Consider the following 19,171-nt stretch of genomic DNA (forward strand, 5'->3'; position numbering starts at 1 on the left):
TACGGCAAATTTCCTTTGCGCGCATTATACCCGTTTTACCCCTGCCTTATGACCGGAACTTGGGCCTTTGCCACCCTTTTGCCCCGCACAGCGGCCATTTATGACGCGACAACAACACCGTCAGCCGACGATCAGGCGATCACGTAGCGGTTCTTGCCCTGCCGCTTGGCCAGGTACAGCGCCTCGTCGGCCAGCCGGTAGCTGTGGCCCAGCTCCTTGCCCCGGTCCAGCTCGGCCACGCCCACGCTGATCGACACAAACTGTGCCGCATGGAAAGCCTGGCTGACGGCCTCGACCAGGGCGCCGGCAAATGCGCGCGCCGCGTCGCGGTCGCCCGCGTAGACGATGCCGAATTCCTCGCCGCCCAGGCGCCCGCACAGATGGCCTTGCGCCTTGTCGGCGATGATGGCGGCCGTGCGCACCAGCACCTCGTCGCCCGCATCGTGGCCCTGCTGGTCGTTGATGATCTTGAAATCGTCGATATCGATCATCAGGAAATACAGCATGCCGCCGTGCGGCGCGCCATGCATCTGCTGGGCGCGCTGCGTGAACATGCGGCGGTTGTTGAGGCCCGTCAAGCCGTCCTGGAAGGCCAGCCGCGTCAATTCCACCTTGGAGTGATAGTTGCGCAAGCGCAATAAACTAAAGCTGACATTCAGCGCCAGCCCGAACAGCACGCTGACGGCGATCATCAGCGGCGCCCAGGATTCGTCGGGCAAGCCCGCGTTCACCGGATACAGGCCGTGGCCCACGTTCCACCACACGCCCGCCACGACGGCCAGGTAACTGAGGCCGCCATTGAAGATGGAGGCGATGGCCAGGGTCATGAAGACGCCCACGGGCAAGACCCAGAAGCTGGCGTGATGGACGGCGTCGGCCATGGTGCGCAGGCCGAAGGTCAGGGTCAGCACGGCGCAGGCGCCCGTAATGGTCAGCACGGGCAAGGTGGTGCAGCGGTAGCGCACGATCAGGCTCGTCAACATGCCCAGCAGCGCCAGCACGGCGTGCGAGAAGTTTGGATGATAGGGATCGGGCATCAGCAGCCAGGTCAGGCTGTAGGCGATGATGCCCAGCAGCTGCGTCACCATGCCGACCCGGTGCAATTCCGCGAAATACGTGTGCTGCTGCTCGCTGTTGCCGCCAAAAGCGAGGGGGACGGCAATGCGCCGCAAGAAAGAAAGGTCAGGAACACGCATACGGGTATCGACACCACAAAGAGAAAAAGCGCCCGGTACAGCCTTGCGCATGCCTGGCCGCAAGATTGCGCGGCATCCAACATTAGTTGTAATTAGGATACTATCATGCTAGTCAACTATGTGCTGGAATATACGGCTCCGGCGCCCGCGCGCAGGGCAACGGCGCCATGAAATACAACGCCGCGCGCCAGCGGATGCATCCTGCGCCCCGCCCCGCGCCCGATTGCATGCATTTTGCTGGCAGTGTCGGGCGCCTTTGCAGTATGCTGATAAAAAACAATACTGCCAGGCAGAGACATATAAGAAGAGTTCCCGCAAATGACCGAACAGATGAACGAGAGCTGAACAATGCCAGAAACTAGCGACTTATCTGTCCTGATCGTCGACCCGAACCCCAGCATGCGGGGCAATCTGCACAATATGCTGAACCAGGCGGCCATCACCAAGGTGGAATATGCCGTCAATTCCGGCACGGCCATCCGCTTGCTGACGAAGAAACCGTTCGACATCATCCTGTGCGAATACGATCTTGGTAGTGGCACGGATGGCCAGGATGGCCAGCAATTGCTGGAAGACTTGCGCCACCACAAGCTGATCGGCCTGTGGACGATCTTCATCATGCTGACTTCCGAAGCCATCCACAGCAAGGTGATCAGCGCGGCCGAACTGACCCCGTCCGACTACATATTAAAACCGTTCACCGTCGACGTGCTGAGCGGACGCATCGCGCGCGCCATCGAGCGGCGCGCCATGTTCCTGCCCACCTACCAGCTGATCGACAAGGGCGACTTGCGCGAAGCCGTGAAAAGCTGCCGCGCGGCCGAGCTGCAGCATCCGCGCCTGGCGGCCGATTTCACCCGCCTGCGCGCCGAGCTGCACCTCACCCTGGGCGAATGGAAGGAAGCGGAACAGCTGTACGCCGACATGCTGGCCACGCGCCCCATGGCCTGGGCCCACCTGGGACTGGCGCGCACCCTGTTCGAGCAGCAGCGCCACGAAGAGGCGCAGGATTCTCTGCTGGAACTGGTGGAAATCTATCCCCGCTTCATGGCCGCCTACGACTTGCTGGCGAAAAACCACGAAGCCATGGGCCAGCAGCTGCAGGCCAAGAAAATACTCGAAGACGCGGTGGCCATCTCGCCGCACATGGTGCGCCGCCTGCGCCACCTGGGCGGCATCGCGTATGACACGGGCGACATCGGCGCGGCCGAACGGGCGTATAAACAGGTCGTGACGAAAGCGAAGTACTCCGAATTCCGCGATCCGGAAGACCACGTCAACCTGGTGAAGACGCTGGTGAAGAAAGGCGATGCGCCGCAGGCGAGCGGCGTACTGCGCGACATGGAACGCTCGCTGCGCGGCGGCGCCAACGTGGAAGCGTGCCGCGCCATCTCGGCCGCCATGCTGCATGAATTGTCGGGCAACGACATCGCCGCCGCCAGCGAACTGCAGCTGGCCGCCGCCGCCCTGGACACGGCGCGGGGCCTGTCGACGCAGCTGAAGGTGGGTCTGGTGCAAAGCTGCCTGAAGAACAACCTGGAGCAGGCGGCGTCCGACGTCATGATGAAGCTCGTCAACGAAGCGGACAGCGAGGTGACGATGGAAGCGGCCGTGGACGTGTTTGAAAAGGCGGGCCGCCATGATCTGGCGCAAGGCATGGGCCAGCAGATCACGAACCAGGTGCAGGAACTGATGCAGGATGCGGCCAGCAAGTCGGAAAGCGGAGAGCTCAAGGGCGCCGTCTTCGTGCTGCGCCAGGCCCTGCGCAAGACGCCGGGCAACCTGCCCGTGCTGTTCGCCTCCGTCGACGCCATCTTGCGCCAGCTCAATATGCTGGGCTGGGAAGCCCCGCTGGCCGAACAGGCGCAGCACCAGATGCAGGTGATCCGCAAGATCGACCCCAAGCATCCGAAGCTGGAGTCGCTCAAGCAGCAGTATGCGGCCACGCAGCACAAATATGGTATTGCGACCTGATCTGAGGGACGCACTGCAAACCTGCTGCGCAGCCCACTCTCGGGTCGGCGTTGCTCACCGTACTAAAGTACGGCTGCGCTGCTCAACCCGACATTGGGCTTGCTCGCTACGGTTTTCAGAGGCGTCGTGACGTGCGTTGGCGTCAAAAGCGCGCAGGTCGGATTAGCGAGCCGCGCGCTTCTTCGCCGGCATGTCCGGCGGCTTGCATCAAGGCTCTCCCCTGAGCGTGTAGACCGGCTTCTCGGATTCGCCTTTTTCCGCCATCGCAAGCACGCGCTGCAGTTCCTTGCGCTCGCTGCCCTCCTTGGCCGATGACACCAGGTTGCGCAGGATGGCGACATGCGCCGCCTGCAGCGCCTGCGCCGCGGGCACGGCGATGTCCGGTTTCACGCCGACGTGCTCCCAGTTGGTTTTGGTGACGACATTGGTCGTGCGCGCGGTCGGGATCGAGACGATGATGTCCTGCCCAAGGTTGTACCAGCTCACGGGATTGGAGCCGCCGCCGGTGGTTTCCCCGACCACCGTGCCGCGCTTTTGCGCCTGGATGCCATACGAGAAATCCTCTCCGGCGGAAAACGTGCGGGCCGAGGTCAGCACGTACACGGGCTTGTCGTAACGCTGTGCGACCGTCTTCACGGTCCAGAACTGCCGCGTCAGACCGGTCGGGCGATCGTACATGTCGATCAGATGGCGCTCGTCGCCGAGCGGGAAGAAATGACTCATCAGGTAAGCCACGCTGGCCGGGCTGCCGCCGCCGTTGCGGCGCAGGTCGAGGATCAGCGCATCCGTCCCCGCCATGAGCGACATCGCCGCCGTGTACGCCGCGCTGACGTATTCCGGGCCGCCAAAGCCGCGCAGCTCGATATAGCCGACGTTGCCGGGAAGGCGTTCGATCTTCTCGATGTCATAGCCGCGCCGCGCGGTCTGGTCGCGCCATTCGTCCGTCTTGGCGCGGCTAGGCAGCTCGGGGTTGGCGCTGCGCTCGCGAAGGCCTTCGTACACTGCGGTGCCAAAATGCAAGTCGCCGCTCAATTCCCGCAAGTCCTTTGCCAGCGCGGTACTGAACGCCTGGGTGTTGGCGGCGCTCGCATAGCCTCCTTCGGCATTTTTCCTGGCGATCGCAGTGCCGACCCGTTCGGCCACAGCCGGTTCGATGTAATTCGCGTTCATTTTCGTGACCAGTGTCTGCACGATCGCAGCGCGGCCGGACGCGTTCAACGCGGTGTCCGCCGCCGCAAAGGCCTGAAACGACACCAGCGTACCCAATACGACAGCTGCGACAAATTTCTTGCTACCTGACATACATTCCTCCAAGTTGGACTGCGAAGCGATTGATCGTTGTGTGAAAAAAATACGCGTGACGCCCCCCTGGGCGCGTCATCGAAGCGGCGCCTGGGCAGGCATGCCTGCATCATTCGGGTTGATCGTCCAGGTGTGGCCGTGCCTGCGCCAGAGCGGTATCCGGCTGCAGCCCGCCGTCGCGCAGGCGCTGCAAGTTGGCGTCGCGGATGCGCGCGCCGAAGGAGCGTGTCTCGAGTACGGCGATCGCCTGTCCGAGGCAGGCGGACAAGGGAAACGCCAGTTCCGCATCGAGGCTGTCGGCCGCCGATTTGGTCGCCTGCCAGCACACGCGCAGGCGCGGCAGCAGCGTTTCGCCAGTGGCGCTGAGCCGCACCACGCGCTGCCTGCCGTCTGCGCCGCCGGCGGTCACCGTCAACAGGCCCTTTTTCACCATCAAGGCCACTGTCTGCGTCGCGGCGGGCTGCGTGAGGCCGGCCAGGGCCGCCAGCTCGCCGACGGTCGCGCTAGCCTGCTCGGCCAGCACCCGCATCACCGGTGTGTAGCGCGGCCGGTAATCCAGCCCCGCGTCCACGTAGGCTTGCTCGACCGCGCCGTCCAGCAGTTCGATGAGATGTCGTAATTGTGTGCCGAGTCCAGGTTTCATGGAACCATGGTAGCACCATTTACATAAGAGCTTATATAAATATTTTACATATTTGAAAACGCTTGCGGCGAGCTGCCGCCGGAGGCTGCCGCGTGGAACTCAGGAAGATGAGAGACGAGATAAGGTGAAAAACGGATGGATGGCGTCAAGGGCCAACGGGGCATCCCCGCCCTGACGGATGGCGAAGGATGCCCTGCCCGACCGGGCTGGCATCAGCAGCGCGCCGGCTACTGCGCGCCACAGGTCATCGCCTGCATTTACGCCAGGTTGTAAGCTGTTTCCAGGACCGCGATTGTCAGCGCGGCAATTTGTACCGTATCAGCAGCGTAGGTCCCTTGCCGCCGGATGGCGTCAGCAGTATCTCGTCACCGGGCAGCATCTCTTCATACATCACGGTGCAGCAGGTCGGCATTGAGTGGCCGCGCGCCGGATAGATGCCGACGTCGGTGTGCAGGGTTGCAGCGCGCACGTCCACGCTGGTCTTGCCGGCCTTTCCCTCTTCTTGCAGCAGTTTGCGCAATGCGGTGACGAAGTCCCCTTTGCTGAGCCTGACAGGCGTCTGGCTGGCTTGCGGGCGCGCGGTTGCGTCGTTTTTCATGGCAGTTTCTTTCAGTGTATACATTCCCGCCACTATATCATCCGCCCCCTGGCGGCATCACGCCAAAATAGACGCCAGCCCTGGCCGCTTAAGCTCTGCTGATGGTGCGCTCCGGCGGAACTCGCAGGCAGGTGACGCTTATTTCTTTCCGAGGCAGGTGCAACAGGCCGGCTTAGCTAAAGTCCAACATGATTAAAATAGTACTCGATGGAGTGTCGTAGAACATCAAAAGTTTATCTGCTCCATGATCCCGATAGCGATACCCAAGCAATATCCCAATTAATCGATATCGCTGCCCCTGTTCGTTTAGCGGATGAGTGAAGTTGACGCCATTAACCGTCTCGTCCTCGCGCATCATCCGAGATGGCCTGAATCCCCATTTAGCCACCTCATCAGGCAAGGAGAGATCGTTGGTCCAGTTGCCGGCCAGGGCATTTTCTCCAAAAGCGCTGCCCCAACCAAAGCTGTCAGATTGCCGATTCATGAGACCCTGCTCATGCCATGCGCGCCTACGCTCGGCATAGCTTTTGTTGGCCTCCCCGTACCAGAAGTCAGCCTCCACATCATGCTCCCTATTAATCGCAAAATAGCGCCAATCCCCGGCGAATCGATACTTTGATCCTATCCGAACGAACTTAATCCATGCTTCGCCACAGTGAGGACCGTAGTAATCCGTGCTGCCTTCGCCCAAAGCACCATCATACGGCTCTATGGGCAAGACGAAGTGGAACTGCCCGGTCCACGTAGGGTCGACCTGTGCTGCGGGTATGGTTAGAATAGGATGGAACACTTTCAGATGGAGCCCGACGTCTTCCATAAAGACGTCGTCTGGATCAGGATAGGGCACGAATCCGGGAGGGACTACTAAATTTTGAGCCATTGATGATGCAACCTTATGTAAATAGTGACTTACATAAGCCAGACGTTTCTCGGAGATGGAAACCGCATTTATTTTGCATCATTATGCAAAAATATTTTTTAGATTGCGACGGGTTCACACGACACCGCAGAACTGATCATCAACATCGCCGAAAGGCGGCCAACCGCCTCCCGGTCGCGCAGATCGGATTAACAGGGCCGCCGAAGCACGCAAGCGCGTCATCCGAATACCAGCGGCCAACAGACTATTCTCGGATTACGGTCCTAGCGGGCCGAATCCGCCTTGCGCGCCACCCTTGCCACCACCAGTTCGATCAGTTCCGCGATCAGGGGCCGGAACGTAGCCGCATTGCCGCCCTGCCCCAGCATGACGGTGCGCGTGGTCAGGTGCGAAAAGACGGCGTCGAACAGGATCTGCGGCAGGTTGGAAAACGAGGTGTCGGGCGCGATGCGCCCCTGGGCGCGCTGCTGCTCCAGCAGGCGTAATATCAGTGCGTGCCACACTTGCGGACCGTGTTCGTACCAGGTCAGGCCGACGGCCGGCACGGCGGCCGCGCCTGTGACGACAAGGCGGTAGAAATCCACGTGGCGGGGGCTGGTGACGACGGCCACCAGTTCATCGAGGATCAGCTGCAAGCCCTGTTCCAGGCCCGCTTGCGAGGTATCGAGCCGGCGCAGGTCGATGATGAAATCGGCGCACAGGTATTCGACCACCGCCACCAGCAGCTCCTGCTTGCTGCCGAAGTAGCGGTAGGCCGTGGCCTTCGAGCCGCCCGCCTCGGCCACGATGGCGTCCATGCTGACGCCGTCGTAGCCGGAAGCGAGGAAGAGGTCCGCCGCCGCCACCAGCAGCTTGCGCCGCCGCTCCTCGCTTCGGGTACTCGGGGAAGCTGGAACGGTGCGCAACTGGGGCATGAAGCAAACTCTTACTGTGTCTTGGGAAGCGCGTATGCTATCACGTAATCTCCCCGGTCCGGGCTCTGGCGGGCGCCGCCCGCCGCCACCACGACGTACTGGCGGCCCGAGGCTGGCGACACATACGTCATCGGCGTGCCTTGCGAACCGACGGGCATGCGCGCCTTCCACACTTCACGTCCCGTGGCGATGTCCATGGCGCGCAGATAGTAATCCTGCGTGCCCGCATAAAACACGAGGCCCGACGCCGTGCTCACGCCGCCGCCCAGGGTGGGCATGCCCAGCGGGATGGGCAGCCGCGCGCGCACGCCGTTGATGACGGCGTCCTGCACCGTGCCGGCCGGACGTTCCCACACTTTCGTGCGCGTCTTCAAATCGATGGCGGCAAACACGCCCCACGGCGGGCTTTGGCAAGGTATGCCCAGCGGCGAATTGAAGGCCTTGTGGTCGATGACGAAGGGCGTGCCATCCATCGGATAGGTGCTGCCCACGCCGTGGCCCGACGTCAGCTTGGCCACGTCCACCGTTTCGCGCGGCACCAGCTTGACCACTTGCGGCATGCGGATATCATTGACGAACATATAGCCATTGCTTTCATCGACGGCCGCGCCGCCCCAATTGAAGCCGCCGTAGTAGCCCGGATAGATCAAGGTCTCTTGCGTGCTTGGCGCAGTGAACTCCCCTTTGTAATTAAGCTTGCGGAAGCTGATGCGGCACGCCAGCTGGTCGAAGAAGGTGGCGCCCCACATGTCGCGCTCCGTCAGGGTTTCCGCGCCCAGGGCCGGCATGCCGGTGGAGTATGGCTGCGTCTTTGCCACCCAGTCGCCGGCCGCGTGCTCCTGCGGCACGGCTTTTTCGATGACTTCGGCAATCGGCTTGCCCGTGCGGCGGTCCAGCATGAAGATCTGGCCACGCTTGGTCAGCTGCACCAGTGCGGGAATCTTGCCGCCCTTGCCGTCCGGGACGTCGTACAGGGCCGGCTGCGCCGCCACGTCGTAATCCCAGATGTCGTGGTGGACGGTTTGATACGTCCACCGTTCGCGGCCCGTGGCCATGTCGAGGGCGACGATGGCCGACGCGTATTTTTCCGTCAGCGGCGGGCGCTTGCCGCCCCAGAAGTCCGGCTGCTCGTTCCCCGTCGGCAGGTAGACGAGGCCCAATTCGTCGTCGAAGGCCGGGGTCGACCACATGTTCGGCGTGCTGCGCGTGTAGGTCTGCCCTTCCGGCGGCAACTTGGTGATGGCCGGATTGCCCAGGTCCCAGGCCCACACCAGTTCCCCCGTGTCGGCGCTGTACGCGCGCACGACGCCCGACGGTTCATCGGTGGAGCGGCCGTCGAAGACCCAGCCGCCGAGGATGATCAGGTTGCGCGCCACCGTGGGCGCGGACGTGTAGGCGTAGTACGGCACGTTCATTTTCACCTTGCCCAGGCCGACGGTGAGGTCGACGGACCCCTTGTCGCCGAAGCCCTCGCACTGCTTGCCCGTCTGCGCGTCGATCTCGATCAGGCGCGCATCCATGGTCACTTGCACGATGCGCTTGGCGCACGCGCCCGCCGCCGGCGCGCCGGACGCCTGCATGCCCTCGACACGGAACGGCTTTGTCACTTTGGCCGGCTCGTAATAGCCGACGCCGCGGCAGCGGTTCCACGTCTTCGTGTTGACCGGCTTCGGATCGAAGGTCCAGCGCTCCTTGCCCGTGTCCGCGTCCAGCGCGATGACCTTGCTGGTCGGCGTACACGTATAGATGGTGTTGCCGATCTGCAGCGGCGTATTCTGCGATTCGGACGCGCCCTCGGCCAGCTCGCCCGTGCGGTAACTCCACGCCACTTGCAGCTGGCCGACATTCTGCTGGTCGATCTGCGTGTACGGCGCGAAGCGCGTGCCTTTCGGCCCATGGCCATAATGCGCCCAGTTGGCGCTGCCGTCATTGACGGGCGTCACGGCATCCTGCTGCGGCTGCGCGGTGGCTTCCAGCACGCCGTGCGGCTGGAACATAGAGGCAAAGCCGGCCACCAGCACGACGGCAAACAGGGCCGCGAAGCCGTGCGACTGGCCGCCGTGGCCACGGCCTGCCAGCCACGGATGCAGCAAGGCGGCCACCAGACCGATGACGAGGAATGGCGCCAGGCGCGGCACCATGGGCCAGAAGGCGAAGCCGATTTCCCACACGGCCCACAGCAAGGTGGCCAGCACCAGCGCAGCGACCACGCCACTGGCCAGCGGTTTGCGGCGCCAGTACAGCACGCCGGCCAATATTAAACCGAGACCGGCCAGCAGGTAATACCAGGAACCGCCGAGAGTAATCAGTTCGATGCCGCCCGCCGCCAGGGCCAGGCCGGAACATCCGAGAAAAACGCCAAAAACCGCCAGGGTAATGCGCTTGCCCCTGGAGACCGCCGGGATCGCCGGGATCGCCGCCGCTCCATTCTTTGTTGAAGTGTCCATTTTTTATCCATGACGCCTCCCCTGCCCAGGCCAACACGCCGGGGATGGCTGATTTTTTAAATCTACGTAGTGAAACTGTACTGTACGGTTTCATTTTATGCCGATTTTTGACGCAAGGAAAGAAAAATTGATGTGGAAGCTTGATTTTTGGCGGAGATGAGGTGTTGGCGGCAACCAAGGGGTCAGACCCGATGGGTCTGACCCCAGCCTTGTGCCTCGCTCGGAGTATCCAATGGTGCTCAGGGCTCAGCACCGGAAAAGCTGGGGTCGGACCCGACGGGTCCGACCCCTTGTCAAATTACTCAGCCAGCGATGACATATCGATCACAAAACGATATCTGACATCGCTCTTGACGACGCGCTCGAACGCCTCATTGATATCCTGGATGCGGATGATCTCGATGTCGGAGACGATATTGTGCTTGCCGCAGAAATCCAGCATTTCCTGGGTTTCCTTGATCGAGCCGATCATGGAACCGGACAGGCTGCGGCGGGCGCCCACCAGGCCGAAGGCGCTGATCGGCGGCACGGCGCCGTCGGGAATGCCGACGATGACCATGCTGCCATCGACTTTCAGCAGGTTGATGTACTGGTTCCAGTCGATCGAAGCGCCCACGGTGCAGATGATCAGGTCGAAGGTGCCGGCCAGTTTGCTGAACGTTTCCGCGTCATTGGTGGCGTAGTAGTGATCGGCGCCCAGGCGCAGGCCGTCTTCGCGCTTCGACAGGGTCTGGCTCAGCACCGTCACTTCGGCGCCCATGGCGTGGGCGATCTTCACGCCCATGTGGCCCAGGCCACCCATGCCCAGGATGGCGACCTGCTTGCCGGGGCCGGCTTTCCAGTGGTTCAGCGGCGAGTACAGGGTGATGCCGGCGCACAGCAGCGGCGCGGCCGCATCCAGCGGCAGGTTGTCGGGAATCGACAGCACATAGCCTTCCTTGACGACGATGCTGTCCGAGTAGCCGCCCTGCGTGGCCGTCTTGCCGTCCGCTTCGACGCCGTTGTAGGTCTGGATCAGGCCGGGCATATACTGTTCCAGGTCCACGTTGCGCGTCTTGCAAGTGGTGCAGGAGTCGACGAAGCAGCCCACGCCCACGTGGTCGCCCACCTTGAACTTGCTGACGTTGGCGCCGACGGCCGTGACGACGCCGGCGATTTCATGGCCGGGCACCATCGGGAAGGCGGCGCCGCCCCATTCGTCGCGCGCCTGGTGGATGTCGGAATGGCACACGCCGCAGTATTTGATCGAGATGGCCACGTCGTCTTCGCGCGGGGCGCGGCGCTCGAACGTGAACGGTTGCAGTGCGGAGGTCGGGCCCAGTGCGGCGTAGCCTTTGGCGATGGTGGTCATGAAAACTCCTGTATCTATATGTGTGTAACGAGGGGGAACGCGTGCCATGCATGCGATTGCACAAGTGTGCCCGAGAAGCCGCCCCGCCGTTACCGCGATCCTGCAAGACCTTTGCACGATCCTCCAAATCTGCGTAAGATCAACCCCTGCCCTCCCTCGCCTGACGCATACTGCCACCCATGCCTACCTTACTCCTGCCCCAAGATGAAATCGCCGCCCTGATCAGCCGCCACGCGCCGCGCACGGGCGATTACGCGACGGCCATCGGCAACCTCACCTTCCACCGCCAGTCGTCCGTCACGGAATCGCTGTTCCATGCGGCGCGCCCCAGCGTGGCCATCATCGCGCAAGGAGCGAAGGACGTCACCCTGGGCACGGAAACCTTCCATTACAGCCGCATGCAGTATCTGCTGACGTCCGTCGACCTGCCGGTGCAGGTGCGCGTGGTGGAAGCGAGCGTGGACAAGCCGCACCTGTGCGTGGTGCTGGGCATCGACATCGCCGACGTGGCCGCGCTGCTCGATAGCGAAAGCGGCGGCGACAGCGCCGCGCAGCAGAAAATCCTGCCCGCCGCGCGCGGCATTTCCGTCAGCGACGTGTCGCCCGAGCTGCTCGACGCGATGCTGCGCCTCGTGCGCCTGCTCGACAAGCCGGGGGAAATCGCCGCGCTGGCGCCCCTGATCCGCCGCGAGCTGACCTACCGCCTGCTCAATGGCCCCGTGGGTGCGCGCCTGCGCCACATGGCGCTGGCCAGCAGCCAGTCGCACCAGGTGGGGCAAGCCATCGACTGGATCAAGCACCATTACGCGCAGCCGCTGCGCATCGAGCACCTGGCCGGCATGGCGAACATGAGCATGTCGTCGCTGCACCACCACTTCAAGGCGATTACCGCCATGACGCCGATGCAGTACCAGAAGCTGCTGCGCCTGCAGGAAGCGCGGCGATTGATGCTGGTCGAGCAGATCGACGCGGGCACGGCCGGCTACCGGGTCGGCTACGCCAGCGAGTCGCAGTTCAGCCGCGAATACAGCCGCCAGTTCGGCCGCGCGCCCATGCGCGACGTGGGCCAGGTGCGCGCGCAGCTGAGCGGCGCCAGTGCCGCCAGTGCCAGTGCCGACCTGGCCTATTCCGTCTTGCCGTAGCCGCCGCCGCCCGGCGTTTCGATGACGAACACGTCGCCCGCCAGCATGTCCGTCTTGCCGATATGCGCCAGGTGCTCGATGCTGCCATCAAGCCGCTCGACGTAATTGCGCCCCAGCGCGCCCGCCTCGCCGCCGGCCATGCCGAACGGCGGAATAATCCGGTTGTTCGACAGGATCGCCGCCGTCATCGGCTCCAGGAAACGCACCCGGCGCACGCCGCCATTGCCGCCATGCCAGCGCCCCGCTCCGCCCGAACCTGGGCGGATGCTGTAGCTGTCCAGGCGCACGGGGAAGCGCCACTCGAGGATTTCCGGGTCCGTCAGGCGCGAATTGGTCATGTTCGTCTGCACCACGTCCGTGCCGTCGAAGCCGGGGCCGGCGCCCGAGCCGCCCGATATCGTCTCGTAATACTGGTATTTCTCGCTGCCGAACGTGAAATTGTTCATCGTCCCCTGCGAGGCGGCCATGGCCCCCAGCGCGCCATACAGGGCATTCGTGATGCAGGTCGAGGTTTCCACGTTGCCCGAGACGACGGAAGCCGGATACCGCGGGTTGAGCATGGAGCCGGGCGGGATGATCACGGTCAAAGGCTTCAGACAGCCCGCATTCAGGGGAATCGCGTCGTCGACGAGGGTGCGGAACACATACAGCACGGCCGCCATGCAGACGGCGGATGGCGCATTGAAGTTGTTCGGCAGCTGGCTCGAGGTGCCCGTGAAATCGATGACGGCGCTGCGCCGCGCCACGTCGACCCTGATCGCCACCTGGATGCGCGCGCCGTTGTCCAGGTCCAGCGCGTAGCTGCCATCCTTCAGGGTCGTGATGACCCGGCGCACGGCTTCCTCGGCATTGTCCTGCACGTGGCCCATGTAGGCTTGCACGACAGGCAAACCGAAATGCGCGACCATGTTATGCAGTTCTTCGGCCCCCTTCTGGTTGGCCGCCACCTGGGCGCGCAGGTCGGCCAGGTTTTGCCGCGGATTGCGGGCCGGCCAGCTGGCGCCCGCCAGCAGGGCCAGTGTTTCCGCCTCGCGCATCACGCCCGTGGCGCCGTCGACCAGCTTGAAATTGTCGATCAACACGCCCTCTTCCTCGATGCGCGTGGAGTCCGGCGGCATGGACCCGGGCGTCGTGCCGCCGATATCCGCATGGTGGCCGCGCGAGCCCACGTAGAACAGGATGGATTCTCCCTTTTCATCGAAGACGGGCGAAATCACCGTCACGTCGGGCAGATGCGTGCCGCCGTGGTACGGGTCGTTCAGCATGTACACATCGCCCGGCCGCATGGCGCCCGCGTTGCGCGTCATGACGGTGCGGATGCTCTCGCCCATGGAACCGAGGTGCACGGGCATGTGCGGCGCATTGGCGATCAAGTGGCCTTGCGCATCGAAGATGGCGCAGCTGAAATCGAGTCGCTCCTTGATGTTGACGGAATGGGCCGTATTTTGCAGGCGCAGACCCATCTGCTCGGCGATCGACATGAACAGGTTGTTGAAAATTTCCAGCATCACGGGGTCGGCATCAGTCCCGATGGCGCGCCGCTCCGGCAAGGCGGCGACTCTGCGCAAGATCAAATGGCCATGCACCGTCACTTGCGCGCGCCAGCCCGGCTCAATGACGGTGGTGGCGTTGGCGTCGCTGACGATGGCCGGGCCGTCGACGGCATCACCCGGGCGCAGGCTGTCCGCCGCATACAGGCCGCTGTCGCGCCATGCACCGGCGCAGTACATGGCCACCGTCTGCACGGGCGCCAGCGCGCCAGCGCGGGCCGCATACGCCGGCGCGGCCACTTGCGGCGCATCGGATGCGCCGAGGGCTTCCACGGAAATGGCTTCGACGATCAAGGCGCGCGCCGGCATCAGGAAGGAAAAGCGTTTTTTGTACGCCGCTTCGAACTGCGCCTGCATGCTGGCCACCGTATCGAACAGCACGACGAGGGCCGAATCCGTGCCTTCGTAGCGCAGGTGCACGCGGTGCACGAGCGCGATGCGCTCGCCTGCCACGCCCTGGCGCAGCAAGTCGCCCCGCGCCTGCTCTCCCAGTGCGGCGAAATCGCGCGCCAGGTCGGCCCCCAGTGTCGCTTCGATGGCCCGTTCGCGCATGGCGCTCTGGTCGGCCAGGCCCATGCCGTAGGCCGACATCACGCCCGCCAGGCTGTGGATGAACACCGTGCGCATGCCCAGCGCGTCGGCCACCAGGCAGGCGTGCTGGCCGCCCGCGCCGCCAAAGCTGGTGAGCGTATATTCCGTGACGTCGTGGCCGCGCTGCACGGAAATCTGCTTGATGGCGTTGGCCATATTGCCCACGGCGATGGCGACATAGCCTTCGGCCACCTCCTCCGGCGTGGCATTGACCGTGCGCGCCAGCGCTTCGAACTGGGCGCGCACCGTGGCCGCGTCCAGCGCTTCATCGGCGTCGGGGCCGAAGACGCGGGGGAAGAACGCGGGCTGCAGCTTGCCCAGCATGACGTTGCAGTCGGTGACGGCCAGCGGGCCGCCGCGCCGGTAGCTGGCGGGCCCCGGGTTGGCGCCCGCGCTGTCCGGCCCCACCTTGTAGCGGGCGCCGTCGAAATGCAGCAGGGAGCCGCCGCCAGCGGCCACCGTATGGATGCTCATCATGGGCGCGCGCATGCGCACGCCGGCGATCTGCGTCTCGAACACGCGTTCGAACTCGCCCGCGTAATGCGACACGTCCGTCGAAGTGCCGCCCATGTCGAAGCCGATGACCTTGTCGAAACCGGCCAGCGCGCTGGCGCGCACCATGCCGACGATGCCGCCCGCGGGGCCGGACAAGATACTGTCCTTGCCCTGGAAGGCGCGCGCATCCGTCAAGCCGCCGTTCGACTGCATGAATTGCAGGTGCACGCCGGGCAGCTCCATCGCCAGCTGGTCGACATAGCGGCGCAGGATCGGCGACAGATAGGCGTCGACCACGGTGGTATCGCCGCGCGCCACCAGTTTCATCATGGGGCTGACCTCATGCGACACGGACACCTGCGTAAAACCGGCTTCGCGCGCCAGCTGCGCCACCCGCGCCTCGTGCGCGTGATGGCGGTAGCCGTGCATCAGCACGATGGCGATGGCGCGCACCCGTTCATCGATCTCGATCACGTCACCATACAGCAGTTCGGGCAGGATGATCTTGCGCGCGAACAATTGCGGGCGATTCTGGTAGGCGATGCGCAAGGCGTCGCGAAAACCGCGCGTGATGGCCAGCACGGTGGGCTCGCCCTTGCGTTCGAGCAGCGCATTGGTGGCGACCGTCGTGCCCATCTTGATGGCGCCCACCTGCTCCACGGGCAGCGGCGCACCGGGCGCAAGGTCCATCAGCCGGCGCATGCCGGCCAGCGCCGCGTCGCGGTACTGGCCCGGATTTTCCGACAGCAGTTTGCAGGTGGCCAGGCTGCCATCGGGACGGCGCGCCACGATGTCCGTAAAGGTGCCGCCACGGTCGATCCAGAATTGCCAGTCCATCGCCTTGCCCCCGCGCTTATGTGAGATGGCTATTGTAGCCGCCAAACAGGCGCGCATTTCAGGCGTGCGCGCCTTGCCTTTCGCCCGCATCGGCCTTATGTTGAAGACATGCTGACTAACGGAACACGCTCCATGCCCCTGATCGACTCTGCAACACCGCTGTACTCCATCGCCGAACTGCGCGCCATCGAACAGGCGGCCATGCGCGACTTGCCGCAAGGGCTGCTGATGCAGCGCGCGGGCCAGGCCGCCGCCAGTGCCGCCCTGAAGCTGCTGCACGCCCAGGAAGAAGGCGGCGATGCGGGCCACCGGCGCGTACTGGTGCTGGCCGGCCCCGGCGACAACGGCGGCGACGCGCTGGAAGCGGCCGCGCACCTGGCCGGCAGCGGCACCGAGGTGCTCGTCTGGCTGGCGCCCGCGGCGCAAGCCACGTCGCCCGAGCGCGAACAGGCGCTGAGCCGCGCGCGCAACAGCGCCGCGCGCTGCATGGATGCGGCAACCAGCACGGCGTCGGCCGCCGTGGGCGCGGCGCCGTGGCACCTCGTCATCGATGGCCTGTTCGGCATCGGCGCATCGCGTCCCCTGGACGGCGAATGCCGCGACGTGGTCCAGCTGGTGAACCAGCTCGATTGCCCCGTGCTGGCGCTCGACGTGCCCAGCGGCCTGCACGCGGACACAGGCGCCATCGACGGCGTCGCCATCCGCGCCACGCATACGCTCACCTTCATCGGCGACAAGCCTGGCCTGCACACGGCAAATGGCCGCGACCATGCGGGCGAAGTGGAAGTGGCCGCGCTGGCCATCGATCCCGCCCTGCTACTGCCGGCGAAGGCGCAGCTGGGCGGCCTGCACCTGTTCGCCCGCCAGCTGCAGCCGCGCCGGCAAAACACGCACAAGGGCAGCTACGGCAGCGTGGCCATCATCGGCGGCGCGCAAGGCATGGCCGGCGCGCCCATCCTGGCGGCCCGCACGGCCCTGCACGCGGGCGCGGGACGGGTGTATCTCGCCTTTCCCGACGCGCCGCCCGCGTTCGACAGCGGCCAGCCGGAACTCATGTGCCGGCACGCCCGGGACGTGGATTTCTCGGGCCTGCACTTCGCCGCGCTGGTGGCGGGGCCCGGCCTCGGCGACAAGGCCGGCACGGTGGAGCTGCTGCTGCGGGCGTTCGACAGCGACAGCCCCCTGCTGCTGGACGCCGATGCGCTGAACCTGATGGCGGCCGAGCCGGAACTGCAATCGGCGCTGGCCGTGCGCACGGGCGCGGGGGCGACGATATTGACCCCGCATCCGCTGGAAGCGGCGCGCCTGCTCGACATGACGGTGACCGAGGTGCAAGCCGACCGCCTGGGCGCGGCGCGCCAGCTGGCCACGCAGCTGGGCGTCATCGTCGTCTTGAAAGGGTCGGGCACGGTGATCGCCGCGCCCGACGGCCAGGTCGTCGTCAACAACACGGGCGGCCCCGCGCTGGCGACGGCCGGCACGGGCGACGTCTTGGCGGGCCTGTGCGGCAGCCTGCTGGCGCAGGGCTGGCCGGAATGGGAAGCGGCGCTGGGCGCCGTGTGGCTGCACGGTGCGGCAGCCGATGCGCTGGTGGCCGCAGGCAGCGGCCCCATCGGGCTGACGGCGGGGGAATTGATCCCGGCCATCCGCCGGTTGATCAATGCCTTGTCGGTGTAATAACGACGTATTACAAGGAATGTCACGACGTCTGACAGCAAGTAGGTCGGATTAGCGCGTCAGCGCGTAATCCGACAATCAGCAGCACCAATCACACCAGCCTGCCCGCCGCAATCGTAATCGTGCGCCCGCATCGGGCCGCGATCGAGCTGTCGTGCGTGACGAGCACGAGGGTCGAGCCCCGTTCACGGTTCAGCTCGAACATCAGCTGGATCACGGCTTCGCCCGTGGCAGCGTCCAGGCTGCCCGTCGGCTCGTCGGCGAACAGCAGCGGCGGCTCCGTGACGAAGGCGCGGGCCAGCGCCACGCGCTGCTGCTCGCCGCCGGACAGGTATTTCGGATAGTGCTTCAGGCGGCTGCCCAGGTTGACCCTTCCCAGCATGGCTTGCGCCTTCTCTTTCGCGTCCGGGTCGCCGCGCAATTCCAGCGGCAGCATGACGTTTTCCAGCGCCGTCAGATGGGCCAGCAGCTGGAAGGACTGGAACACGAAGCCGAGCTTTTCCTTGCGAAAACCGGCGCGGCCGTCTTCGTCGAGGGCGAAGATATCGGTGCCGTCGAGCATGACCTTGCCCTCGCTGGGCGTGTCCAGGCCGGCCAGCAAGCCCAGCAAGGTAGACTTGCCGGAACCGGAGGCGCCGACGATGGCCAGCGTCTCGGCCGTTTGCACGGTAAAATCGACTTGATGCAGGATGGTCAGTTCACCATCGGCATCGGGTACGCGCTTGGCCAGCTGGACCACTTCGATGGCCGGCCGGGCATTTTGGCTGTTTTGACTGTTAGGTGCGGCGGGCCGCTGGGCCGCTGCTTCTGACGGGAGAAAACTGGTGGAAGTCGCTTTAGGGAATTCGGGCATGCTGATCTATCTTAAAAAATTTCGTGAACAAATAAGTGTCGAGGGCGGCAACCGCCTGCGGCGGCGTACCCTGTCCTTGCTTCCTGCGGCAGCCCTGCTCCTGGTGTCAGGCATGACGAACGCCTATTCTGCACCAAAAACGCTGCTGGTGCTCGGCGATAGCCTGTCGGCTGAGTACGGGCTGGCACGGGGCACGGGGTGGGTGGCGCTGCTGGAACAGCGGCTGCAAGCGCAAAAGAACGACACGCGCATCGTCAACGCCAGCATCAGCGGCGAGACCACCAGCGGCGGCCGCGCGCGCCTGCCCGCCCTGCTGGCGAAGCACCAGCCCGACGTCGTGCTGATCGAACTGGGCGCCAACGACGGCTTGCGCGGCTTGCCCGTGGCGGCCGCCGAAGCGAATCTGCGCGCCATGGGCGAGGCGGCCAAAAAATCGGGTGCGCAGGTGGTGCTGGTGGGCATGCGCATGCCGCCCAACTATGGCCGCGCCTACGGCGAGCAATTCTATGGCGTGTACGGCAAGCTGGCAAAGGAATGGAAGGCGCCTTTGGTCCCCTTCATGTTCGAAGGCATCGCCGACCAGCCGCAGCTGTTCCAGGCCGACCGCATGCATCCGAATGCCAAGGCGCATCCGACGATTCTGAAAAATATCTGGCCGCAACTGGCGCCGTTGCTGAAAGCCAAGTAAGCCAGTTGTTGACGTTACCTCTAGCCCGAGGCA

Annotated in this window: 14 protein-coding genes; 4 read left to right on the plus strand and 10 right to left on the minus strand. The window is 64.5% G+C overall.

The window, feature by feature from the left end:
* Positions 1-131: 131 nt before the first annotated feature.
* Positions 132-1,196, minus strand: coding sequence for a GGDEF domain-containing protein (locus OX460_RS06110; RefSeq protein WP_289898066.1), 1,065 nt, complete (start codon positions 1,194-1,196; stop codon positions 132-134).
* A gap of 348 nt (positions 1,197-1,544) precedes the next feature.
* On the opposite strand from OX460_RS06110, the gene OX460_RS06115 reads away from it, so the two are divergent.
* Entirely contained in the window at positions 1,545-3,170 is a 1,626-nt protein-coding gene (locus OX460_RS06115; protein WP_289898067.1) for a tetratricopeptide repeat-containing response regulator, read from the plus strand.
* A 207-nt stretch (positions 3,171-3,377) separates the two neighbouring features.
* Here OX460_RS06115 and OX460_RS06120 read toward each other — a convergent pair whose 3' ends face one another.
* The 7 genes from OX460_RS06120 to OX460_RS06150 all read right to left on the minus strand — a co-directional run bounded on the left by OX460_RS06120 (position 3,378) and on the right by OX460_RS06150 (position 11,305).
* A complete protein-coding gene (locus tag OX460_RS06120; protein WP_099664132.1) occupies positions 3,378-4,472 on the minus strand; it encodes a S41 family peptidase in 1,095 nt (364 codons plus the stop codon).
* Positions 4,473-4,581: 109 nt separating this feature from the next.
* A complete protein-coding gene (locus tag OX460_RS06125; RefSeq protein ID WP_289898068.1) occupies positions 4,582-5,115 on the minus strand; it encodes a MarR family transcriptional regulator in 534 nt (177 codons plus the stop codon).
* A 295-nt stretch (positions 5,116-5,410) separates the two neighbouring features.
* The gene (locus OX460_RS06130) at positions 5,411-5,713 is read right to left on the minus strand and encodes an HNH endonuclease (RefSeq protein WP_289898069.1); all 303 of its coding nucleotides are present in this window, start codon (positions 5,711-5,713) and stop codon (positions 5,411-5,413) included.
* Positions 5,714-5,885: 172 nt separating this feature from the next.
* The gene (locus OX460_RS06135) at positions 5,886-6,593 is read right to left on the minus strand and encodes a hypothetical protein (RefSeq protein WP_289898070.1); all 708 of its coding nucleotides are present in this window, start codon (positions 6,591-6,593) and stop codon (positions 5,886-5,888) included.
* Between the two features lie 263 nt (positions 6,594-6,856).
* Entirely contained in the window at positions 6,857-7,507 is a 651-nt protein-coding gene (locus OX460_RS06140) for a TetR/AcrR family transcriptional regulator (RefSeq protein WP_289898071.1), read from the minus strand.
* Between the two features lie 11 nt (positions 7,508-7,518).
* The gene (locus OX460_RS06145; protein WP_289898072.1) at positions 7,519-9,954 is read right to left on the minus strand and encodes a membrane-bound PQQ-dependent dehydrogenase, glucose/quinate/shikimate family; all 2,436 of its coding nucleotides are present in this window, start codon (positions 9,952-9,954) and stop codon (positions 7,519-7,521) included.
* 298 nt (positions 9,955-10,252) lie between these two features.
* Entirely contained in the window at positions 10,253-11,305 is a 1,053-nt protein-coding gene (locus tag OX460_RS06150; protein ID WP_251348907.1) for an NAD(P)-dependent alcohol dehydrogenase, read from the minus strand.
* A 179-nt stretch (positions 11,306-11,484) separates the two neighbouring features.
* On the opposite strand from OX460_RS06150, the gene OX460_RS06155 reads away from it, so the two are divergent.
* Complete coding sequence (locus OX460_RS06155; protein WP_289898073.1) at positions 11,485-12,447, plus strand: AraC family transcriptional regulator; 963 nt, start codon at positions 11,485-11,487, stop codon at positions 12,445-12,447.
* On the opposite strand, the gene OX460_RS06160 is transcribed toward OX460_RS06155, so the two are convergent.
* A complete protein-coding gene (locus OX460_RS06160; protein ID WP_289898074.1) occupies positions 12,429-15,920 on the minus strand; it encodes a hydantoinase B/oxoprolinase family protein in 3,492 nt (1,163 codons plus the stop codon). The two genes, OX460_RS06155 and OX460_RS06160, sit on opposite strands and share 19 nt — an antisense overlap.
* Positions 15,921-16,052: 132 nt before the next feature.
* On the opposite strand from OX460_RS06160, the gene OX460_RS06165 reads away from it, so the two are divergent.
* Entirely contained in the window at positions 16,053-17,597 is a 1,545-nt protein-coding gene (locus tag OX460_RS06165) for an NAD(P)H-hydrate dehydratase (RefSeq protein WP_289898075.1), read from the plus strand.
* Between the two features lie 91 nt (positions 17,598-17,688).
* On the opposite strand, the gene OX460_RS06170 is transcribed toward OX460_RS06165, so the two are convergent.
* On the minus strand, positions 17,689-18,336 hold the full coding sequence (locus OX460_RS06170; RefSeq protein ID WP_289898417.1) for an ABC transporter ATP-binding protein: 648 nt from the start codon (positions 18,334-18,336) through the stop codon (positions 17,689-17,691).
* 112 nt (positions 18,337-18,448) lie between these two features.
* On the opposite strand from OX460_RS06170, the gene OX460_RS06175 reads away from it, so the two are divergent.
* Positions 18,449-19,138 (plus strand): arylesterase, encoded by a 690-nt coding sequence (locus OX460_RS06175; protein WP_099664141.1) that lies wholly within the window; start codon positions 18,449-18,451, stop codon positions 19,136-19,138.
* The last annotated feature ends 33 nt before the right edge of the window (positions 19,139-19,171 follow it).

Origin of the sequence: Janthinobacterium sp. SUN033 (assembly GCF_030397595.1) — a bacterium.
GTDB classification, from domain to species: domain Bacteria; phylum Pseudomonadota; class Gammaproteobacteria; order Burkholderiales; family Burkholderiaceae_D; genus Janthinobacterium; species Janthinobacterium kumbetense.